This is a genomic window from Lysinibacillus sphaericus (assembly GCF_005217585.1).
In the GTDB taxonomy this organism is placed as follows: domain Bacteria; phylum Bacillota; class Bacilli; order Bacillales_A; family Planococcaceae; genus Lysinibacillus; species Lysinibacillus sphaericus.
On record NZ_SZPT01000002.1, the window covers coordinates 869,965 to 890,724 of the forward strand.

Annotated in this window: 19 protein-coding genes; 6 read left to right on the forward strand and 13 right to left on the reverse strand. The window is 38.7% G+C overall.

Going from position 1 to position 20,760, the window contains the following annotated elements:
* Positions 1-86: 86 nt before the first annotated feature.
* On the reverse strand, positions 87-1,331 hold the full coding sequence (locus tag FC748_RS09830; RefSeq protein ID WP_108030417.1) for a Zn-dependent hydrolase: 1,245 nt from the start codon (positions 1,329-1,331) through the stop codon (positions 87-89).
* Positions 1,332-1,470: 139 nt separating this feature from the next.
* Between FC748_RS09830 and FC748_RS09835 the strand changes: the two genes are divergently transcribed.
* Complete coding sequence (locus FC748_RS09835) at positions 1,471-2,640, forward strand: PucR family transcriptional regulator (RefSeq protein WP_108030416.1); 1,170 nt, start codon at positions 1,471-1,473, stop codon at positions 2,638-2,640.
* A gap of 295 nt (positions 2,641-2,935) precedes the next feature.
* On the forward strand, positions 2,936-4,456 hold the full coding sequence (locus FC748_RS09840) for a CoA-acylating methylmalonate-semialdehyde dehydrogenase (RefSeq protein ID WP_025219091.1): 1,521 nt from the start codon (positions 2,936-2,938) through the stop codon (positions 4,454-4,456).
* A gap of 83 nt (positions 4,457-4,539) precedes the next feature.
* Here the strand turns inward: FC748_RS09840 and FC748_RS09845 are convergent, their stop codons facing one another.
* On the reverse strand, positions 4,540-4,866 hold the full coding sequence (locus FC748_RS09845) for a DUF378 domain-containing protein (protein WP_024364242.1): 327 nt from the start codon (positions 4,864-4,866) through the stop codon (positions 4,540-4,542).
* A 709-nt stretch (positions 4,867-5,575) separates the two neighbouring features.
* Here FC748_RS09845 and FC748_RS09850 point away from each other — a divergent pair.
* Positions 5,576-7,381, forward strand: coding sequence for a sensor domain-containing diguanylate cyclase (locus FC748_RS09850; protein ID WP_238600180.1), 1,806 nt, complete (start codon positions 5,576-5,578; stop codon positions 7,379-7,381).
* A gap of 37 nt (positions 7,382-7,418) precedes the next feature.
* Here FC748_RS09850 and dinG read toward each other — a convergent pair whose 3' ends face one another.
* The 4 genes from dinG to panB all read right to left on the reverse strand — a co-directional run bounded on the left by dinG (position 7,419) and on the right by panB (position 12,492).
* Complete coding sequence (gene dinG, locus FC748_RS09855) at positions 7,419-10,190, reverse strand: ATP-dependent DNA helicase DinG, 3'-5' exoribonuclease type (RefSeq protein ID WP_108030415.1); 2,772 nt, start codon at positions 10,188-10,190, stop codon at positions 7,419-7,421.
* A 225-nt stretch (positions 10,191-10,415) separates the two neighbouring features.
* Positions 10,416-10,799, reverse strand: a complete 384-nt coding sequence (gene panD / locus FC748_RS09860) for an aspartate 1-decarboxylase (RefSeq protein WP_024364245.1) — start codon at positions 10,797-10,799, stop codon at positions 10,416-10,418.
* A 1-nt stretch (position 10,800) separates the two neighbouring features.
* On the reverse strand, positions 10,801-11,655 hold the full coding sequence (panC, locus tag FC748_RS09865; RefSeq protein ID WP_108030414.1) for a pantoate--beta-alanine ligase: 855 nt from the start codon (positions 11,653-11,655) through the stop codon (positions 10,801-10,803).
* Complete coding sequence (panB, locus tag FC748_RS09870; RefSeq protein ID WP_108030413.1) at positions 11,656-12,492, reverse strand: 3-methyl-2-oxobutanoate hydroxymethyltransferase; 837 nt, start codon at positions 12,490-12,492, stop codon at positions 11,656-11,658.
* A 497-nt stretch (positions 12,493-12,989) separates the two neighbouring features.
* On the opposite strand from panB, the gene FC748_RS09875 reads away from it, so the two are divergent.
* From FC748_RS09875 to FC748_RS09885, 3 genes are read left to right on the forward strand one after another with little or no spacing between them, the layout of a single operon-like run.
* A complete protein-coding gene (locus FC748_RS09875; RefSeq protein ID WP_024364248.1) occupies positions 12,990-13,310 on the forward strand; it encodes a PadR family transcriptional regulator in 321 nt (106 codons plus the stop codon).
* Positions 13,303-13,902: a DUF1700 domain-containing protein gene (locus FC748_RS09880; protein WP_108030412.1), complete on the forward strand. Its 600-nt coding sequence runs from the start codon at positions 13,303-13,305 to the stop codon at positions 13,900-13,902. The genes FC748_RS09875 and FC748_RS09880 overlap by 8 nt, the downstream gene beginning before the upstream one ends.
* Complete coding sequence (locus FC748_RS09885; RefSeq protein ID WP_108030411.1) at positions 13,903-14,736, forward strand: DUF4097 family beta strand repeat-containing protein; 834 nt, start codon at positions 13,903-13,905, stop codon at positions 14,734-14,736.
* 315 nt (positions 14,737-15,051) lie between these two features.
* Here the strand turns inward: FC748_RS09885 and FC748_RS09890 are convergent, their stop codons facing one another.
* The 7 genes from FC748_RS09890 to FC748_RS09920 all read right to left on the reverse strand — a co-directional run bounded on the left by FC748_RS09890 (position 15,052) and on the right by FC748_RS09920 (position 20,703).
* Positions 15,052-16,035, reverse strand: a complete 984-nt coding sequence (locus tag FC748_RS09890) for a biotin--[acetyl-CoA-carboxylase] ligase (RefSeq protein ID WP_024364251.1) — start codon at positions 16,033-16,035, stop codon at positions 15,052-15,054.
* A gap of 83 nt (positions 16,036-16,118) precedes the next feature.
* Positions 16,119-16,655, reverse strand: coding sequence for a GNAT family N-acetyltransferase (locus tag FC748_RS09895; RefSeq protein ID WP_029747403.1), 537 nt, complete (start codon positions 16,653-16,655; stop codon positions 16,119-16,121).
* 153 nt (positions 16,656-16,808) lie between these two features.
* A complete protein-coding gene (locus FC748_RS09900; RefSeq protein WP_108030410.1) occupies positions 16,809-17,984 on the reverse strand; it encodes a CCA tRNA nucleotidyltransferase in 1,176 nt (391 codons plus the stop codon).
* A complete protein-coding gene (gene bshA / locus FC748_RS09905) occupies positions 17,971-19,116 on the reverse strand; it encodes an N-acetyl-alpha-D-glucosaminyl L-malate synthase BshA (RefSeq protein ID WP_024364254.1) in 1,146 nt (381 codons plus the stop codon). Before bshA ends, FC748_RS09900 begins: the two co-directional genes overlap by 14 nt.
* Positions 19,117-19,147: 31 nt before the next feature.
* A complete protein-coding gene (gene mgsA / locus FC748_RS09910; protein ID WP_024364255.1) occupies positions 19,148-19,552 on the reverse strand; it encodes a methylglyoxal synthase in 405 nt (134 codons plus the stop codon).
* Positions 19,553-19,570: 18 nt separating this feature from the next.
* Entirely contained in the window at positions 19,571-20,368 is a 798-nt protein-coding gene (gene dapB, locus FC748_RS09915) for a 4-hydroxy-tetrahydrodipicolinate reductase (RefSeq protein ID WP_024364256.1), read from the reverse strand.
* Positions 20,368-20,703 (reverse strand): nucleotide pyrophosphohydrolase, encoded by a 336-nt coding sequence (locus tag FC748_RS09920; protein ID WP_024364257.1) that lies wholly within the window; start codon positions 20,701-20,703, stop codon positions 20,368-20,370. Before FC748_RS09920 ends, dapB begins: the two co-directional genes overlap by 1 nt.
* Positions 20,704-20,760: the final 57 nt, after the last annotated feature.

Here is a 20,760-nt window from a genome sequence, read left to right on the forward strand (position 1 = left end):
TTCTTTTAACTTGATTCATTGCAGCATCACTTTGGCAGCTTTCTAGTTAGTAATAGAGACGTAACAATCATGATAAATTTCAAATTTTAATGTAAGCTGTACGTTTGCCCCATACTGTATTTTGTTTGCATCGTTAATACCGTTTCGAGGAGAATATCTGCTCCCTTTGCGCAATCTTCAAATGATGTTTCTTCCTCCTCGCAATGACTCTTTCCATTAATACTCGGTACGAAAATCATTGCTGAAGGTATCATCGTCGCTATATATTGCGCATCATGCCCTGCTCCACTAAACATTCGATGAGCGGTATAGCCAAATCGTTGGCAAGCTGTTTCGATTTCATCACAAATTTGTCGATCAAATAATACTGTGTCTCTTCCCCATAGTTTCACAGGTTCTATACGACAACCTGTGTCTTCTGTAGGCAAGTTTTTCAATACTTCCTCGACCTTTTGCATAATAGCAGGATTTTGATGCCGTGAATCAATTGTAAACGTCACTTTATTTGGTATAACGGTATGAATATTAGGTAAAACATGCATCCGCCCAAAGGTATATACTAGTTGCTCATCAATCTTGCCAAGCTGTTCATGTAAAAATACCATTGTTTTTGCGGCAACAATCATCGGGTCTTGGCGCATTGCCATCGGTGTTGTTCCTGCATGATTGGATTGGCCAGTAAAGGTAATTTCATAACAAACCATTCCTAGTACCCCTTCAACAACACCTATTTCCATTTGCTTTGCTTCTAAAACGGGCCCTTGTTCGATATGGAGTTCAATATAAGCAAGGGCTTCCTTTAAGCGATGTTGTTGCTCACCCTCATAACCACTTGCTTGTAGTGCAGCTTGAAAAGTCATGCCATTGTTATCGACAGACTGTAGCATTTGGGCTTTTTCAAATTTTGCAGCAATGACGCCTGAGCTCATCATCGCCGGATCAAAGCGAGCCCCTTCTTCATTCGTAAAATTCACAATCATTAATGGCACATCTAACTCTACGTCATTGTCCTTTAATATTCGAATCGCTTCTAAGGCTGTTAACACACCTAAAACACCATCAAATTTCCCACCCTTTTCAACTGAATCTAAATGAGAGCCCATAACAATTGGCGGAACTTCTTTTTTGCCTGGTAGCATCGCATAGATGTTGGCCATATCATCTACTTTGATTTCCATCCCTAATTCTTCACAACACTTACAAAAATAATTTCTAGCTAAAATATCTTCTTTCGAAAGAGATAAACGCGTGACACCACCGTTTAAAGTAGCTCCAAACTGACTAAATTGTTCAATCGAATCTTGCAATCGTCTACTATTACATTTATACATATGCAAGTCCTCTCTTTCACAGTAGTTACTAAACATTCTAAAATAGATAAATTTTAAGAGATATGGATATAACACTAAAAAAATATGTGCATCTGCACATGATATATGGTAAGTTATGTTCATAATAAGGGGGGAAACGATGGGAACGATTCGCAAAATTGTGGAGGGAAATCAATTCCCTATGCTTACATTAGTAGCTGGACATAGTGGTGTACATCGAAGAGTTACAGGTATTAACGTAGTAGAGAGCATTGATTTAATTATGTTTTGTCGGCCAAATGAATTGGTCGTCACGACAGGTATTAACTTATCACAGCAGGAAGATTCCTTAGAACAACTCGTTAAGTTAGCTTATAGCAAAAAAGTAGCAGGATTTATTATCAATATCGGCCCTTATATTCCTGCCATTCCTGAATCTATCATCGCTTTTGCTAACGAGCATGATTTCCCTGTTTTTCAAATGCCTTGGCATTGCCGCGTAGCTGATTTATTAAAAACTACTTTTCAATTTATAGCTAACCATCATCAAGAACATTCCATTGAAGAAAGGGTACTTTACAATTTACTTTTTCACTCCAAAAAACAGATGGATACGACGAAAGTACAACTGGCGCAACTTGGATTCCCACAAGGTAGAGAACTTGCTATTATCACTTGCACAACAATAGGTGTACAATCTAGCATTGACCGCTATGAAGTGATGATCCAATTTGCCTTTCAACATCGTTATAAACGCTTTTTAAAACTAAAACATAAAAATCACCTCATTTTTTTAATTGACCGAGCGCAAATTAATACACCGAACATCCCCTTCTCAAAAGTAGTTGAAGAAATCTATGAAAAAATCAAACAAAAAAATGGCTTTCTCGATATCATTATTGGCAAAGGAAACTATCAAAAAGAACATGAAAATATTCGTAAAAGCTATGAAGAATCGTTAACCGTTATCCAATTAGCACAGCTTCATAACAATCGTTTTTTGTACAAATATAAAGATATCGGTGCCTACCAAATTATTATGGCTGTACAAAACCAACCATTAATGCAATCCTTTAGCCATGATATTTTAGGTCAATTACAACGATACGATGAACTGCACAATACGGATTATATAGCCTTTTTGCGCATATTTCTCGAGGAAAATGGGAGTACAAGTAAAATTAGCGAACGGCAATTTATTCACCGTAATACTGTGCTATATAAAATTAAAAAAATAGAATCACTGTTAGATATGGATTTAACAAATCCATTTACCAAAACCAATCTCTACTTAGCATTTTTAATTGAAGATGTCATAACACATCAATAATGAATGAGATACTAAGTTTATACACCTCGTTTTATATATCAGAATTTTCGATTAATAGATAACCCTTCTAAATTATTTTTCCTATTCATATAAAGTATTATTGACGTAGCCTTTAAACGTCATAGATTACCCCCACCTGTTGGTATAAGGGAAGTTGCGACAATAGGGTACTAGAAAGTTAAACAGATAAAGCATAACAAAACTACTTATTCGTCGTATCGTTTTCACAATGAATAGAGTAAGAATACCTTATGTAATGTTTTTAGTGCATATAAACGAAGGAGGAATAATGAGGATGGTAACGAATACGGACGTAAAAGAATTAGGGCATTTTATTAATGGCACCGTAGTGGCGGGTCAAAGCGGGCGCTTTTCAAATGTCTATAACCCGAGTACAGGAGCTGTCATTGCCCATGTCCCACTTGCTACAAAGGAGGAGGTTCAACAGGCAATCGCTACTGCTCAAAATGCCTTTCCAGCTTGGCGCGCACTTTCAGTTGGCAAACGGGCGGAGATTGTACTGAAGTTTCGACAATTACTAACAGCACGTATGGACGAATTAATTGACATGATTTGTACTGAAAGTGGCAAAACCATTGAGGATGCTAAGGGTGAAATTACCCGCGGTTTAGAGTCAGTGGATTTGGCAATTAATGCTCCTCATTTAGTTAAAGGGGAATATTCGGTCAATGTAGGAGGAAATATTAATGCCTATTCTACAAAAGCGCCCCTTGGCGTTGTGGCGGCAATTTCTCCTTTTAACTTCCCAGTGATGGTGCCACTTGCCATTACAAGCATGGCAATTGCAGTAGGAAATGCCGTTATTTTAAAACCGTCTGAACGTGTTCCTTGCTCTGCCCTCTTGCTTTCAGAGCTGTGGAAGGAAGCTGGCTTGCCTGATGGGATTTGGACGGTCATCAATGGTGATAAAGAGACGGTAACCGAATTATTAGAAAATCCTTCTGTTGAAGCGATTTCTTTTGTTGGATCAACACCAGTTGCTGAATATATTTACGCAACAGGCTCAAAATATGGAAAACGAGTAACAGCATTAGGTGGTGGTAAAAACAATATGGTGGTCATGCCTGATGCCGATTTGGAACAAGCTGCAAATGCCTTTTTAGGGGCGGCATATGGGGCGGCTTCTCAACGTTGTATGGCGATTTCGACAATTATTCCAGTCGGTGATACAACCGCTAACAAGCTTGTTAAAATATTAGCCGATAAAATTGCCAATTTAAAAGTAGGCCCTTACACGGATCCAGAAGTAGATTTTGGTCCTGTTATTACACAACAATCGAAGGACTCCATCATCGGCTTTATCGATCGCAGTCTTCAAGAAGGTGCTACAATCGTGTGCGATGGTCGCCAACCAGACATCTCAAAAAACTCTAAAGGATTTTACTTAGGGCCAACTCTATTGGATAACGTCAAGCCAGGGATGGAAATTTACGAACAGGAAGTATTTGGACCTGCACGAAATGTCGTACGTGTACAAACATTGGAAGAGGCGATAAGCTTAATTAATAACCATGAGTTAGGAAATGGCGTCACGATTTTTACAAATAATGGGGCTGCTGCGCGTAAATTCACTTCTGAAATAGAAGTTGGGATGGTAGGCGTTAACGTACCTATTCCAATTCCCGTTGGCTACCATAATTTTGGTGGCTGGAAACGTTCAAAATTTGGCGAAGGTCATATGTTTGGGCCAGACCAAGTACGCTTCTTTACAAAGGCTAAAACAATTTCCGAAAAATGGTTTGAGGATACGAACGAGTCTGCATCCTCTTTTGCCTTCCCAAGTAATAACGACTAATAGGAGGAGCCGTTTCATTTTTTGAGGCGGCTTCTTGTTATTAAAAAACTGACGCACCCAAAGGGCCATCAGTTTTAAAAAGCTTACATTTTTTTATTTCCTGAATCCTTTTTCTTCGCTTTTGGCACGTCTGTAAAATCGGCTTCTTCCCCAGCTTCCATACCATAACTCGGATTGTTGTGAATACGAGTATGTGCATCGAAGTCTTCTTCCTCATCTAAACGCTTCATAAGGATTGGGATTGATATAAGCCCAGCAATTCCGACAAGTGCATAAATCCATCTCGACAATACGGCTGTTTGACCGCCAAATAAATATGCGACTAAATCAAATCTAAAAAATCCTATTAGTCCCCAGTTAATTGCACCAATAATTACGAGAACTAAGGCAATCCTATATACTACACCCATTTGTAGCACCTCCTTCCTTCTGTTGTTCCAGCGAAGCAATCATTGTATGGTAATGACAAACCTTTACCATTCTTAAACGCAACACTGTTATAACTGTCTTGGCGATAACGCCAAAATTACTTGCCATTTCTTGAATGTGCAATGTAAATTTTTTACAACACTCATGATGACGGTCTTATTTTTTGCAATAACCGTTTTTTTATACAAAGAGCAATTTCAGCTCGTCGAGAAGAAATTGTTTTCATCAAAATTTTTTGCAATACAAAAATGCACTAATAAAATGACTATAAATAAGCATTCATTAGTGCGTAAATGCCATATAGAATGATGTTCATTCCTATTTTATCTAACGAAAGATTTACGTTACTATCCATTAAATACCTCTTCTTTTTCAGCAATTTTTATAAAAATGATGTATTCTCTGTCTCCACCAATCGTGTTGCATTTTTTAGGATACTTCATCCTAAAATGCTGGAAACGTTGAACACCCTTCGTTCCTCATTCTTTTCTTATGGTCTAAGGTAACATTCGATAATATAAAAATCATGTATTTTATTGGTAAATTCAGAAAATAGCAAATAAAATATGGTATATTACTTAAGGTATATTCTTCTTAAGGAGCTAATACCCTAAGTTGCTAAGTATTACGTATAATTCTAGATACGATTAATTGAATGACTTATTTATGAAACGTAGGTGAAAGAAAAATATGAAAAAGAAAATTGTAATAAAAGTTATCGTTATGATTGCAATGTTCGCGACATTAAGTACGGTAATGCTATTTCCTTTAAAAAGTTATGCCATAGAACTTTCAGAGCCTATTGTATTAGGGCAATACTTTGATATTTTTCGTGATCCTTCAAAATCCATTACAATTGAGGACATTTTATCTGGTGACTATGATCAATCCTTTGAGACAAGTAACCAAAATTATTTGTTTTTTTGGCATACAAACGATACGATTTGGCTAAGGCTCCATACCGCAGAAATTATGGATAATAAACAAGGGCCCTATTGGCTAGAATCTATTGATAAACTAGACAATGTTGAATTGTTTTTAGTAAAAGAAGATGGTTCTTATGACCAACAAAAGAGCGGAGTTGCCCATATAAACGAGCAAAAGATTGACTACCGTTCGAATGTCTTTACTATAACAGACCCATCTACTACAGCAATTTATGTAAAGTTAGATGGCGTTCTTCCAAAAAGTTTTATGTCCTATTTGTATACAACAGAGGGCTTTTTAGAAAAAATCATTTCATATAAATTTTTCTCGGGTATGTTTTATGGCTTTATGTTCGCCTTATTAATATATAATTTATTTTTGTTTTTTTCTTTAAAAGAAAAAGCGTATTTTTATTATGTCTTGTATATGCTTAGTTTTATTTTTTATCAAGCGACGATGAACTCCTTAGATTTGGAAATTGCAGGTCATTTCTTCCCAGAATGGTTTTTTATCCGATCGTTAGTGATCAGTAGTAATTTTTTACTGATATTTATGATTTTATTTTCCAAAGAGTTTCTAGAGTTAAAAACATATTTACCGAAGTATCACTTACTCGCAAATATTTTATTATGGCTTTCAATTTTATCACTTATTGCCGTATTTATTATTCCAGATGTTGCTATTGTCAATAATTTCACAACCATTTTTGCAGTCGTAGTACTTTCCTTTCTTTGGTTATCTGGACTCCTTGTATGGTTAAAAGGACAAAAAATGGCTCGTTTTTATTTGATTGGTTGGTCAGTTTTACTAGGGTCTGTTATTGTTCAAGCGTTAGCCTTTTTAAGTATCATTCCATTTCATCCAAGAATATTCGAGGATATACCAGCAATTGGAGCTACTTTTGAAGCAATCTTTTTATCACTAGCACTCGGGGATAAAATTAATCTTATTAAAAAAGAACATCAAAAAATGCAGCAAATGTTAACTGAAACGCTTGAATATAAAGTACAGGAACGAACGCAAGAGTTAGAGAAAGCAAGGCAAGAGCTTGAAAATATCGCCAATACTGATAAATTGACGCAAATACCAAACCGAGTCCGCTTAGATGATGTATTGGATGAAGCATTAAAGCAAGCACAAAATCATGCAACGCCTCTTTCTATTATTTTGCTCGATATCGATTATTTTAAAGCCGTAAATGATGAATTTGGTCATCAAGTTGGGGATATTGTATTGATTAATGCAGCGGAGTTATTTAAAAAATCTATTCGGGAACAGGATACAATCGGTCGATGGGGTGGTGAGGAATTTTTAGTTATTTGTCCTCAAACCACATTACATGAAGCACTTCAACTTGCTGAGCAGCTCCGACATCAACTAGAGAATTATCAGTTTCCAATCGTGAAGCAAAAAACGAGTAGCTTTGGTGTAACCACTTATGTACATGGGGATACGCTTACAACATTATTAACAAGATGCGATCAAGCATTGTATCAAGCAAAAAATAATGGACGTAACTGTGTCGCGTATTTACATAATGAAGAAACGACAGTTCCCCATTTCATTTAAAAAATCCCTTCTAGCCTCATGCTAAAAGGGATTCTTTTTATTTCTGCCAATTACTTAATTCCTTCAGCAATTCAGGCAATTGGAGTTTCTTGACATCTATAGGCGGTAATGCATGAATAAATTCTTTGCCATAAGATTTTGTGCTAATACGGCGATCTAGCACAATAAATGCGCCCTTATCTTGGGATGATCGAATTAAACGGCCAAATCCTTGCTTAAAGCGCATAATTGCTTCCGGTAAAGATAGCTCCGTAAAGGAGTTGTGCCCTTGTAATGTTAGATGTTTGGCTCGTGCCTTGAACACTGGCTCCTCTGGTGAAGAAAACGGTAGTCGTACAACAATGACAGAAGAAAGTGCATCACCAGGAACGTCTACCCCTTCCCAAAAGCTGTTTGTGCCAAATAGCACTGCTTGGTTGAACTTCTGAAAAGATTTAAGAATGCGCATTCGACTACCACCTGTGACACCTTGTGCAAAGAGCATATAGTCATCGAGAAGCTCACTATCTTGTATCAGCTCAACCGTTTTTCTTAACATATCTTGGGCAGTGAATAACACAAAGCAACGTCCTTCTGTCATGCGAACCGTGCGTGTAATCGCATGTGCCACTGCTTCAATATACTCTGCCTGCGTCACCTGTTGAATATCTGGCATATCTGTGACAATAAACGCTTTTGCACCAGAATAATATGATGCTGGTGCTTGTAACTGCATAACTTGCACACTATCTGAAATGCCAAGCTGACGCGTAATAAAGCGTTCATTTCCAGGTACCGTTAAAGTGCCCGAAGTCCAAACGATACTTGCTTGTTTACGAAGTGGCGCCATTACTTTTTCTATAATTGGTGTAACATTAACTGGCTTCTTATAAACATGCAGACTGCCAGGGACACTGCGTAAATCAAATTCAAACCAAACGGAATGTTCGTCCTGATGTAAAAGGAAAATTTCCTCCCATTCCGCAATTCTTAGCTTCATCTCTCGAATCCAATAGTGCCACTCAGATAAAATAAAAACCTCATTTTTGTCTAACTGTTCAATATTATTTTCAAAAGCTTTACCAGCTTCCACCGCGAGATCAAGCCAGTGCTGTAATAGTTTGCTGACTTGTAAGAGCGGCTCTTTTGCTAGTGATACATCCTCTAAGAACAGGGTACATTTGCTACTAGCCTGTTTGCCTCGAACTTGCTGTTGCATTTTTTGTACAGCATGCCCAATGGTGTCATCGAAAACGCGCTGTAATCGGATAAATTGTTTGTCAAGTTGCTGTAAACTTTGCATTGGGATGCGCTGTTTCTTTTTAGCTGCCTGACTGAATTGTTGAAAGAGCGCTGTATCTTCCATTGTTCCAATTTGGCCAAAAATATATTTCCATTGTGTGTAGGAAAAGACGGTTTCATCTTGTTGCATAGCTGCTTGAATAACTTGATGCGCTTCATCGATAATCCACCCATCGATTTGTCTAAAGATTGGTGTTTGACGAACTAAATCACTAATGACCATCGAATGATTTGTCACGATGCAATCCGCTGTCGTACTATTTTTTAATGCTTGCTCATAAAAATCAAAGCCCTTTGTCGGTTTCTCCTCAGGCAATTTGCGAATTTTTTCTAAAAAAAGCTGTCCCCCACCGGAAACATTAAGTTCACTTAATACGCCTGTCTGCGTTTTTGTCAGCCAGACAAGCAACTGTAAAATGGTAAATGTATCATCATATGATTCATCTGCATATGCCATACACTGTTCAAAGCGAGCAAGGTCGATATAATGTTGCATGCCTTTCAGTACAGCAACGTTTACTTTTGTATCAAGAATTTTTTCGATTTTTAGTAGTTCTTCTTCTACAAGTTGCTCTTGTAGATGTGCTGTATACGTACTAATTGCAATTTTTTTATTGTTCGCCCGCGCATATAAAATACTAGGTAAAAGATAACCGACTGTTTTGCCTATGCCCGTCGAAGCCTCAATCACACATTCTTCTTTGTCATTTAATGCTTGCCAAATCGTATCCATCATCGTAAATTGCGCAGGTCGTTGCTCGAAGTTGGGCATAGCTTTTGTCATCAGTGCTTCTTTTTCATTTATTGTTTTTGGATAAGGTGCTAGCTCGGATTTTAGAACCCGTTTTTGACGACCATCACAAATTGCAATATTGCGATAGTACGTAATATTTTCATCAGTTGTTCTATGATGACGTTTAAGTTGTAATGCTTCAAAGAAAAGCTGGGACAAATTAGATTTTAAACGGAATGAACGTTTATGCATTTGTTCGAGCGTTAGTTGTGGAAGGCTTAGAAGCTCTTTCCAACTACGTTTAAAAAGTTCAGCCGTTGCCAGCGCATCATCATCCGCTCTATGCGCATTTTCAAGTTCAATATTTAAGTCTGCGGCTAAATCACCTAGCTTAAAGCTAAGAGACATGGGAAATAAAATTTTTGCTAGTTCAACTGTATCCATTTTCTTACCATGCCATTTTGGTAAACCCGCTCGTTTAAATTCTGCTTGTAAAAAGGATAAGTCAAAATCCGTATTATGCGCGACAAAAACACAATCGGAAATTAATTCGTATATGTAGTCGGCATGTGCCTCGAACGGCAAGGCATCTTTCACATCCTCGTCCGTTATATGCGTTAAATCTTGAATAAAGGACGGAATCGATTTCCCTGGATGAATAAATTTTGTATAGGTGCGTTCTATTTTCCAATCCTTCATAATGACAATGGCAATTTGAATCATTCGGTCACCATTTGCTGGAGAATGACCTGTCGTCTCCAAATCAACTATTGCATACTTTTGACTTTCCATCATACATCTCAACTCACAGTTCACATTAGATAGATGAATTTTATCATAAATACATCTCGCAGGTCATCCTTGCGCCATTTCAATAAAAAAATGCACGAGAATCATATGAATTATGTGAATTTTGCGAATCGTTCCGGTGACTGGCACCCAAAAAAATCCACTTCGCTTTCTGCGGATACACCGTTAGCGAAGTGGATTTTACTAAAAGAATTGTGTAGGTGACTGGCACTACAATACAGTTGCTTCTGGCTCGTAGGCAATCATTTCTTTAATGGTATTGCCTTCTCCCATAATGGCTACTGTCGGTTTATGGTCCTTAGCCTCTGCATTATCCACATAAACATAAGAAATAATGATTACAATATCTCCACGTTGTACGAGGCGCGCTGCTGCCCCATTGACACAAATCACGCCTGATCCGCGCTCACCTGCAATAATATACGTTTCAAAGCGCGCACCATTGTTATTATTCACAATATGCACTTTTTCATTTGGTAACATTCCAACGGCATCTAAAATATCCTCATCAATTGTAATCGAGCCTACATAATTTAAATCCGCTTCCGTTACAGTAGCACGGTGGATTTTACTATTCATCATCATTCGTAACATGTTATTTTCCTTCTTTCACATTAAAAATACAATTATCAATTAAACGTGTTTGGCCGATGTAGACGGCGGCTGCCAAAAGAACTTGTTCCGTTTGGGCTGTTACAGGCAGGAGATCCGGATAAGCCAATAATTCTATATAGTCAATTTTGCCATGTGTGCGTGCTGCCATATGAGCTTTTGCCTTTGCAAGGGCTGCTGTTGCATCACCATTTGCTAAAAAGCTATGTTGAGCCAGTTGCAAAGCCTCATAAATCGCCGGTGCTTCTGTGCGGTCCACCTCGTTCAAATATACATTACGAGAAGACTTCGCTAAGCCATCTTCCTCTCGGACAATTGGTACAACACGAATCTCTAAAGGAAAATGGTAATCTCGCACCATCGTAGAGATAAGTGCCACTTGTTGGGCATCCTTTTGTCCAAAGTAAGCACGTGTTGGCTGTGTTAAATGAAACAATATTGAGACCACCTGTAAAACACCATCAAAATGCCCTGGACGGCTTGCTCCGCATAGAAGCGTTGCCTGCTCACCTGCGCGGATACGAATACCACCATCATGCGGATATATCTCTTCCACACTTGGTGCAAAGATTATGTCTACACCGACAGATTGTGCTAAAGCAGTGTCCCTTGCCAAATCACGAGGGTAACTTTCAAAATCCTCATTTGGCCCAAATTGTGTTGGGTTAACAAAAATGCTCATCACAACAAGGTCATTTTCTGCACGAGCTTTTGATGCTAATGTTAAGTGACCTTCATGTAAAAAACCCATTGTTGGCACTAGTCCAATTGTTTTTTGTGCTCGTTTAGCTGCTTGAATTTCTGATGTCAGTGCTTTGATTGTAGTAATGACTTTCATTTACTTTACGCCCCCGTATAACTGATCCAATGCTTCTTCTTTCATCGTAAAGGAGTGGTTTAATGTTGGAAATGTCCCTGTCTTCACAGCATTAACAAAACTTGCAATGCCTCTGCTGGCTTCACTTCCCATATCAGCAAATTGTGCTACAAATTTTGGCACATGGTGCGAACCATAGCTCAGCATGTCATGGAAAACTAATACTTGTCCATCAGCCTCAATACCCGCCCCAATACCAATTGTCGGAATCGTAAGTGCTGCGGATACTAAATCCGTTAGTTGATGTGGAATACATTCTAAAACAACTGCACATGCGCCTGCCGCTTCACATTGTTTGGCATTTTCAATAAGTTGAGCTGCCTGTTCCGCGGTTTTCCCTTGCACCTTATAGCCTCCAAGCACACCTGCTAATTGCGGTTGCAAACCTAAATGTGCAACGACTGGAATACCTGCTGATGTTAATTTACTAATCACTGGCACGACATCTCCTGCACCTTCAACCTTAAGGGCATCTGCACCCGTTTCTTGCATCATAGATACCGCTGTTTTTAACGTGTCATTGACATCCCCGTGATAAGAACCAAATGGCATGTCCACGACAACAAACGTATTTTTTGCCCCACGACGGACAGCTTTTGCATGATGAACCATATCGGCTACTGTCACTGGCATTGTAGAAGAATAACCGAGTACAACCATTCCAAGTGAATCTCCCACTAAAATCATATCAACGCCGGCTTGCTCGGCAAATGTTGCGGAAGGATAATCGTAGGCTGTTAGCATCACGATTTTCTCCCCATTTGCTTTCATCTTTAAAAAATCTGATGTTGTCTTCATTGTGTAGTCCTCCTTTTTTAAGGAAAGAAAACAAAAAAGACCTTTCTATTCCTAAATTTGGACAGAAAGGTCATGAGTTCGTTCAGTACCGTTTTTTCCTCAGATGCATGATGAGGTTTTAACGTTAATTAGGCAGATAAAAACTAGTCGCGACTTATCATTTGCGATTAGGTTTCCCACTCAATCAAGTTAAATTTTGAACGTATCGTTTTCTTCCGTCCCTGTCTATAAAAGATCAAGGCAGATATTTGTTGTAAATTGTAAAACGCTGTTGAAGGTGCCGTTCACAAGGATACTGCCCTTCAGCCATTACTATAACAGATTCACTAGCTAATCTTCAATTAGTTTTTTCTAGCAATTCACTACAAGGAGCATTTATTTGTAAAGATAATGGTAAAAAAAATTGACAAGTATATACTATACGTCATATACTATACACATACTATACAACATATAATATAAAACCTTGTATAGGTAATAGAATGTGAGGTGGAAAGATGACATTTCAGCTTGGCTCCGCATTACTTGACGCTTGTGTACTTGCCATTGTCGATAAAGAGGATGCATACGGTTACTCGTTAACACAGCAAGTGCAATCTGTGATGGATATATCCGAATCAACGCTGTATCCGGTATTACGTCGTTTACAAAAAGCTAATTATCTAACAACGTATGACCAACCCTATCAAGGACGAAATAGACGGTATTATCAAATTACCGAGCAAGGGCGTAAACGATTGCTCGAGCTTTTACAGGAATGGCAAATGTATAAACAAAAAGTTGACTGTGTACTTTTAGGAGGGAAATTAGATGGATAGAGAAAGCTATTTAAAAAAGCTACGAGGGAAATTACGGCGTCTTCCAGCGCATGAACTAAATGCAGCGCTTGTCTACTATGAAGAGTATTTTGATGAAGCAGGCGTAGAAAATGAGCAACAAGTTATACAACAACTAGGCTCTCCTTCTGTTGTGGCCTCACAAATAATGGCTGATTTTGCCTTAAAGGATTTAGATGCGACACCCGCTTCTACAAAGAAAAATATGACGGCTATTTGGCTTATTATTCTTGCAATCTTGTCGGCACCACTATCTTTACCATTACTTGCCGTAGCGGTAGCACTTATTATATCGGTTGGAGCAGTTATTTTTAGTTTTGTTATTGCAATCGTTGCAATGGTATTAAGTATTTTTTTTGGCGGTATTGTAGCACTTATTTCAGGAGTGCTCGTATTAACTGAACACTGGCCAACCGCATTACTCTTTATAGGCATAGGATTAGTAGTAACAGGTTTAGGCGTCCTGCTTTTCCCAATCGTTGCCCGCTTACTAAAGAAAATTGGTATGGTTTGCGTGGAAGTATTAGCAAAATTGTTCCATAAAATGACGAAAAAGCACAAGGGGGGACTATAGATGACTTCACGACATAAGCTCATCGCTTTTAGTATGATTACTTTAGGGATTTTACTTGCCGTCGTTGGTTTTACCTCTGGTGGTAAATGGGTAATTGTAAAAGGGGATAACGGCTTCTCTGTACCAAGTAATAATGGGCTCGAAAAGAATTCCCATACACTCGAAGCATTTTCAGATATCCATGTAATAAACAACTATGGAGATGTTGAAATACTTCAGGGCGATAGCTACACATTAGAAACAAATGTTGTTAAAAACACAGATGTATCTTACAGCATGGATAATGGTACATTAACAGTTGAAACAAAAAGTAAAGGAAAAAATGGCGTCACATTTGGCATTGGAACGTTTAAAACACCTTCTATCATCATTACTGTGCCAAAAGATGCAAAGTTAAATTCGCTTATAGTAGACAGTGATTTTGGCGATACGATGCTTCAAGGACTACACTACCAACAGCTAACTATCAAAGGGGATTATGGGGATATCCTACTCCAAAATATTACTAGTGACAAAACGGAGATTACACAGGCTTTCGGGGATTTGACACTCGAACAATTCATCAGTAATGGCTTTGTTGTTGAAAGCGAGCATGGAGAAATTGATATAGAAGGAACACTTAACGGTCAATCACAAATCACTTCTAACTTTGGGGATACAACGTTAGACTTGCAAAATAAAAAAAGTGAACTAGGCTTTGAGTTAAAAACAAGCTTTGGGGAGATTACAGTGAATGATCGTGAGCACAATAGCAAGGCTTCACAACCTCTTGAAGGAAATAATCAGCTAAATGTGTCTCTGTCACATGGGGATTTAGAATTATCCTTAAACTAAACGTCACATAGCCTCAGCGCTCATCATGAAACGTTATCTTACTTAAAAACAAAGAGACTAGGACAAAACTAAAAAAATTTAAGGAACAGAGGAAAGCTGTTCATAAATTTTTGCTCTATGGGGACCTTAGCTATTCTTGCTTTTGCAATTAAAAAAATTAGAAGTGTTCACTAGTTGTTGATAGCGGAGGTGGTGACTCCAGCTCAGAACAGCACATAATGTAAGACGCGAGCAACAACCGCATAGCAAAAAAGTGTTAGATTGATTGGGTTCAATCTAACACTTTTTCTCTTATGTCCCATCCTCTTTTATTTTTTATAAAATTTTAATATCACCTGAATAAATCGTTCGTATTGTCCCATCGTTTTGCGTTAGCTGAAGCACGCCATCATCTGTAATACCGCTAGCAATTCCTTCAAAGCGTTCTCTTAAAGTTGTCACTTCGATGCGTTGACCAATCGTGCACGACATCTGCTCCCAAAGCGCTTTAATACTAGAGAAGCCCTCTTTCACGTATAGTGCAGTAAACTGCTCCAAATATTGCAAAATTGTTGCGACAAGTGCAGCACGGTTAATTTCCTCCCCTGCCGCAATACGTAACGATGTCGCAATATCTGCGATGTCTGGTGAGAAATCGTTTTCTAGCTGGTTGGCATTGATGCCGATTCCTACAAGTAATGCTTGTACAAGATCTGCCTCTGCCTGCATCTCTGTTAAAATACCTGTGCATTTCTTACCGTTTATCAGTAAATCATTTGGCCATTTAATAGCAGGCTCTACATGTTTATACAATGTTTTAATCGCCATTGTAACCGCAACCGCTACGACAAGTGTGAACGAAGATGCTTGCTGTGGTGAGACATCTGGTCGTAAAATAATGGTCATCCAAATACCCGTACCATTTGCTGATTCCCATGGTCTTGCCATACGTCCACGCCCTGCTGTTTGTTCTTCACTAATCACAATTGTGCCATCTGGAGCACCTTCCTGTGCAAGTTTATGGGCAATGGTTTGTGTGGAATCGACTACATCAAAATAGTGAATTTCTCGCCCAAAACGCTCTGTATTTAAAAATAATTCTATTTGTGTGGGACTTAAGCTATTCGGTACACCAGTCAACATATAACCTTTTTTCTTAACGGTTTCAAAAGTATAGCCTTCCTCTTGCAACGTCTGCATATGCTTCCAAATAGCCGTACGTGAAACCCCTAGTGAATCTGCCAACTCCTGTCCTGAAACCGCCTCACCGCTAGATGCTAATAATCTTTTTAAAATTTCATCCTTCATGGACATACTCATACTCAAACCAATCCTTTAGTATTTTTCTTCATTGCAAACCTTAACCCATAACCTATCTCATTAGCACGAAATGCGAATAAGATTTACCATTCATGCTTTAAAATACTGAATAAAAGAGAATCTCGCCAGCCGTCTTTTAGTAGCAAATCTTGCCGTATTCTACCTTCGTAAGTCATACCGATTTTTTCTAACACTTTTGCCGAGCCTAGATTTCTTGGGTCACAAGTAGCAAAAATACGGTGTAAATTGAATGCACTAAATCCAAATTCAATCAGAAGCTTTGCTACTTCAGTAGCGTATCCCTTTGCCCAATCATCTGGATGAATAATATAACCAATCTCACCTTGTCTATTGGTAAAATCCCGAATATTCATTTCTCCAGCACCGATGACTCGATTCTTTTCCATAACAGCAAAAACGAAACGACTTCTCGGAACGTTAGCCGCCTCCAAAACTACTTGTGTTACAAAATCTTGTGACTCTTTCTCGGAATTCGGACCCCAAGGTTGATATTGGCAAACAATTGGTTGCGATGCATATGCATGCACAGCGCTCCAATCTTGTTGTTCCATTTCTCTCAGTATCACTCTCTCACCTTTTAAATGGTTCATGTCAATCATCACCCAAACACCCCTTGATTGAAATTTACTTCACGATTTATGTATAAAGTGTGTGCTATGTCCCAAAAAAGATAAAGCAAGTGACCCTTTTAATGACGTATTTTCATGGTCACTTGTTGTCACTTGCTTAATTTACTTTATATCAACAATGATTCATCCTTTATGGACATACGCACGCTCAAACCAATCCTTTATGTGGTTTCGCTCATTTATTAGCTCCCCGTTAACAACAGCCGTTAGAATCCTTTGCAACGCTTCTTTTAACCATGGACCACGTTTTTGTTCAGACCATTGTAGTAAATCCATTCCATTGACTACAAGCTCTTGGCGATTTCTTATTGGTAATCTTGCCTGCACTTCACGTATACTGTGCTGCGAAATGGTAACTTGCTCTTTCAATTGTGCAAAGTAGTGTGCTGTTTCAAGCTCCTCAAGCGAATACGTAAAATAGTCCATGCTCGTCCAGCCATTCTGTAAGGCATGGAACGCACTTAAAACAGCCTTCACAAATGCCATTTCCTTATTCGATAAACGATAAGCACGCAACACTTCCTGCCAATTTTCTTTTTGTCCAAGAGCAAAATACGCCCAACCGCAAGTTGCATTTTCTACAGCAAAACCACGCCAATGGTCTACTTGGAAATCCCCTTGTAAATAAGACACAAGTCCACTTTCTTCAAGCTTTTTAATGCCATTATATACATCTTTTCCTAGCCATAGCTTATCAAGTTCAGCCTTCATGCGCTCTTTGGCAACCCATGCAATATCGGGGGCCTTTTGCTGCATTGCCTGAAGGGTAGCCGCTTCAATCGAAAAGCCAAGCTGTGCTGAAAATCGCACAGCTCTTAGCATTCGTAAGGCATCCTCGGCAAAGCGCACCTTCGCCTCCCCTACAGCTCGAATCACGCTAGCCTCAATATCACGTTGTCCACCGTAAAAATCAACAAATGACCCATCTCTACGCATGGCTATAGCATTCATCGTAAAATCACGGCGCTGTAAATCTTCTTTCAAGGAACGTACAAAATGAACTTCCTCAGGTCTTCGATGATCTGTATACTCTCCATCTGTGCGATAAGTTGTTACTTCAACAGGCCCTTCTGGCACAATGACAAGTACAGTACCATGTTGAATACCGATATCAACGGTACGATTAAAAACAGTTTTAACTTCTTGTGGCAATGCATTTGTCGCTACGTCAACATCATGTGCAGGACGATTTAAAATTGCATCTCGCACAGCGCCACCTACGACAACTGCTTCAAAGCCAGCCTCCTCCAATTGCTCAATAACTGTGAAGGCTGCTTGCCATTCTTTAGTGTTTTGCATGGTTTATTTCCGCTACCTTTTCATACAGTTGTTCATACTGCTCGACAATTTTAGATGAATGGAATTTTTCATTGACTGCGCGCATTGCTGCTTCACGGAAACGAAGTAATTTATCTTCATCATTTAATAATTCTACAGCATACTCAGCTACTGCATCTGTATCGCCTAATTCTACTAAGTAGCCATCGACACCATGATCAATGACTTCTGGTATTCCACCAACGTTCGAACCGATACATGGCACACCACAAGCCATTGCTTCTAGCAGTACAAGGCCAAAAGATTCCTGTTGAGACAGTAATAGCTTTAAATCACTAATAGCGTATAATTCAGCTAAATTTTCTTGCTTGCCTAAAAATAAAACATCCTTCACATATGGACTTTCCTTTACTTGGTCCATCACACGATGCTTTTCAGGTCCATCTCCTACTAACAATAGTTTCGCTTTCATATTAGCGCGGATTTTCATAAAGGCATCGACAATATGAGGAAGGTTTTTAATTTTACGGAAATTTGACACATGAATGATAACTTTTTCATCAGCTTGAATACCAAACTGTTCTTTTAAGTTACCAGCGTCAAGTGGACGATATTCACGCTCATCTACAAAGTTATAAATTGTTTCAATTGGTTTTACTGTATCAATTAGTTTGTAAGTTTGTTCTTTGAGTGACTGTGATACTGCTGTGACAATATCAGATTTATCAATGCCGTATTTAATAGCTTGTGAAAGCGTTGAATCCTGTCCAAGCACGGAAATATCTGTGCCGTGTAGCGTTGTCACAATACCTATATTTTGCCCACTCATTTCTCGGGCTAGCACCGCACATACAGCATGTGGGATAGCATAATGTACATGGAGTACATCTAGCCCTTCATCTTTAATCACGTCCGCCATTTTACTCGCTAATGCAATATCATACGGCGAATACTGAAATACTGAATAATTGTTTACTTCTACTTCATGGAAAAAGACGGTCGGATAAATTTTATTCAATCGAAATGGTACGCTGGAGGTGATGAAATGTATTTCGTGTCCTCTCTCTGCAAGCATTTTTCCTAATTCTGTTGCAATCACACCAGAGCCTCCAACAGTTGGATAACAGGTAATGCCGATTTTTAGCTTTCTCATTCGATGATCATCCTTTCTAAAATCACGTCTTTTAGTCTCGTCTTTCTTGAATCAGTCTCCAATCCACAAAGCCTTCTTGTAGGCCTTTTAGTAATATTTCTGCAGTTCCCATATTTGTTGCCAGTGGCACTTGGTAAACATCACAAAGACGGATAAGTGCAGAAACATCTGGCTCATGTGGTTGTGCTGTTAATGGATCACGGAAGAAAATCACCATGTCCATATCATTGTTGGCAATCATAGCGCCAATTTGTTGGTCTCCTCCAAGAGGACCTGAGCGAAAACGTGTAATTTCTAAGCTCGTAGCTTCCATCACACGTTGCCCTGTTGTACCTGTAGCATAAAGCGTATGCTCATTTAAAATATCGCGGTAAGCAATAGCAAACTGTACTAGATTATCTTTTTTGCGATCATGTGCAATCAATGCAATTTTCATAAGTATTCCATCCGTTCTTTAGATGATGTTTTCTAAACCATAAACGAGCTGATCCATTTTCATAACTTCTTCTACACAAAAAGCAACGCCAGACATAAAGGAATTACGATTTAATGAGTCATGACGGATTGTTAACAGTTGGCCGTCTCCTCCAAATAATACTTGCTGGTGTGCCACTAAACCAGGTAAGCGAACAGAATGAATGCGCATGCCATCAAAATCTGCTCCTCTTGCTCCTTCAATCGTTTCTTTCTCCTCTGGATGACCTTGCATTTTTTGTGCACGCACCTCTTGGATCATTTGTGCTGTTTTAACCCCTGTACCAGATGGTGCATCTAACTTCTGGTCATGGTGCATCTCAATGATTTCTACATCAGGTAAATATTTTGCTGCTTCTTTAGCAAATTTCATCATCAGAATCGCGCCAATCGCAAAGTTTGGTGCAATAATACAACCTAACTCCTTCTCATTCGCAAGTGCTGATAATTCTTCTAGTTGTGCATCTGTAAAACCTGTTGTACCAATCACTGGTCGTACATTTAAATTTAATGCTTCTTTTGTATGATGATATACTGCATGTGGATTCGTTAAATCGACTAAAACATCAGGGGCCGTTGCCTCTACTAGTTCATGCATATCTGTAAATATTGGTGCTGTATAGCTTGCTGGGAACATTTCTAAATCAGCTAATGTATGACCAACCTCTTTATAATCTAGTACAGCTACTAACTCCATTTTGGCATGTTTCATGACTGTATGTACAGCTTCTGCTCCCATTTTTCCTCTTGGCCCTGCAATGGCTACACGAATCGACATTATTCCTCTTCCTTTCTTGTCCAGCGATCCTTATCTCTCGTCTCAAATTTATGTATGACACGCAACAGTGCCTCATCTAATTTTATACCTTGTGCATTTGCAAAGCATACTAAAACAAAGAAAAAGTCACCTAGTTCTTCTTCAATACTATTCGTTTCTTCTGTGCTCTTTTTCTTTTTTTGACCGTAAACGTCCTGCACTTCGCGCGACAGTTCTCCAAGCTCTTCCGTTAAACGTGCGAGTAGTTCAAAAGGTGGGAAATAACCTTCCTTAAATTGCCCAATGTAATCATCCACACGTTTTTGCAAGGCTTGCATCGTAATCTGTTCTGTCATCTAATATCACACTCCTAATTACCATCGTATAAAATTTACACCATTGTTGTCAAAAAC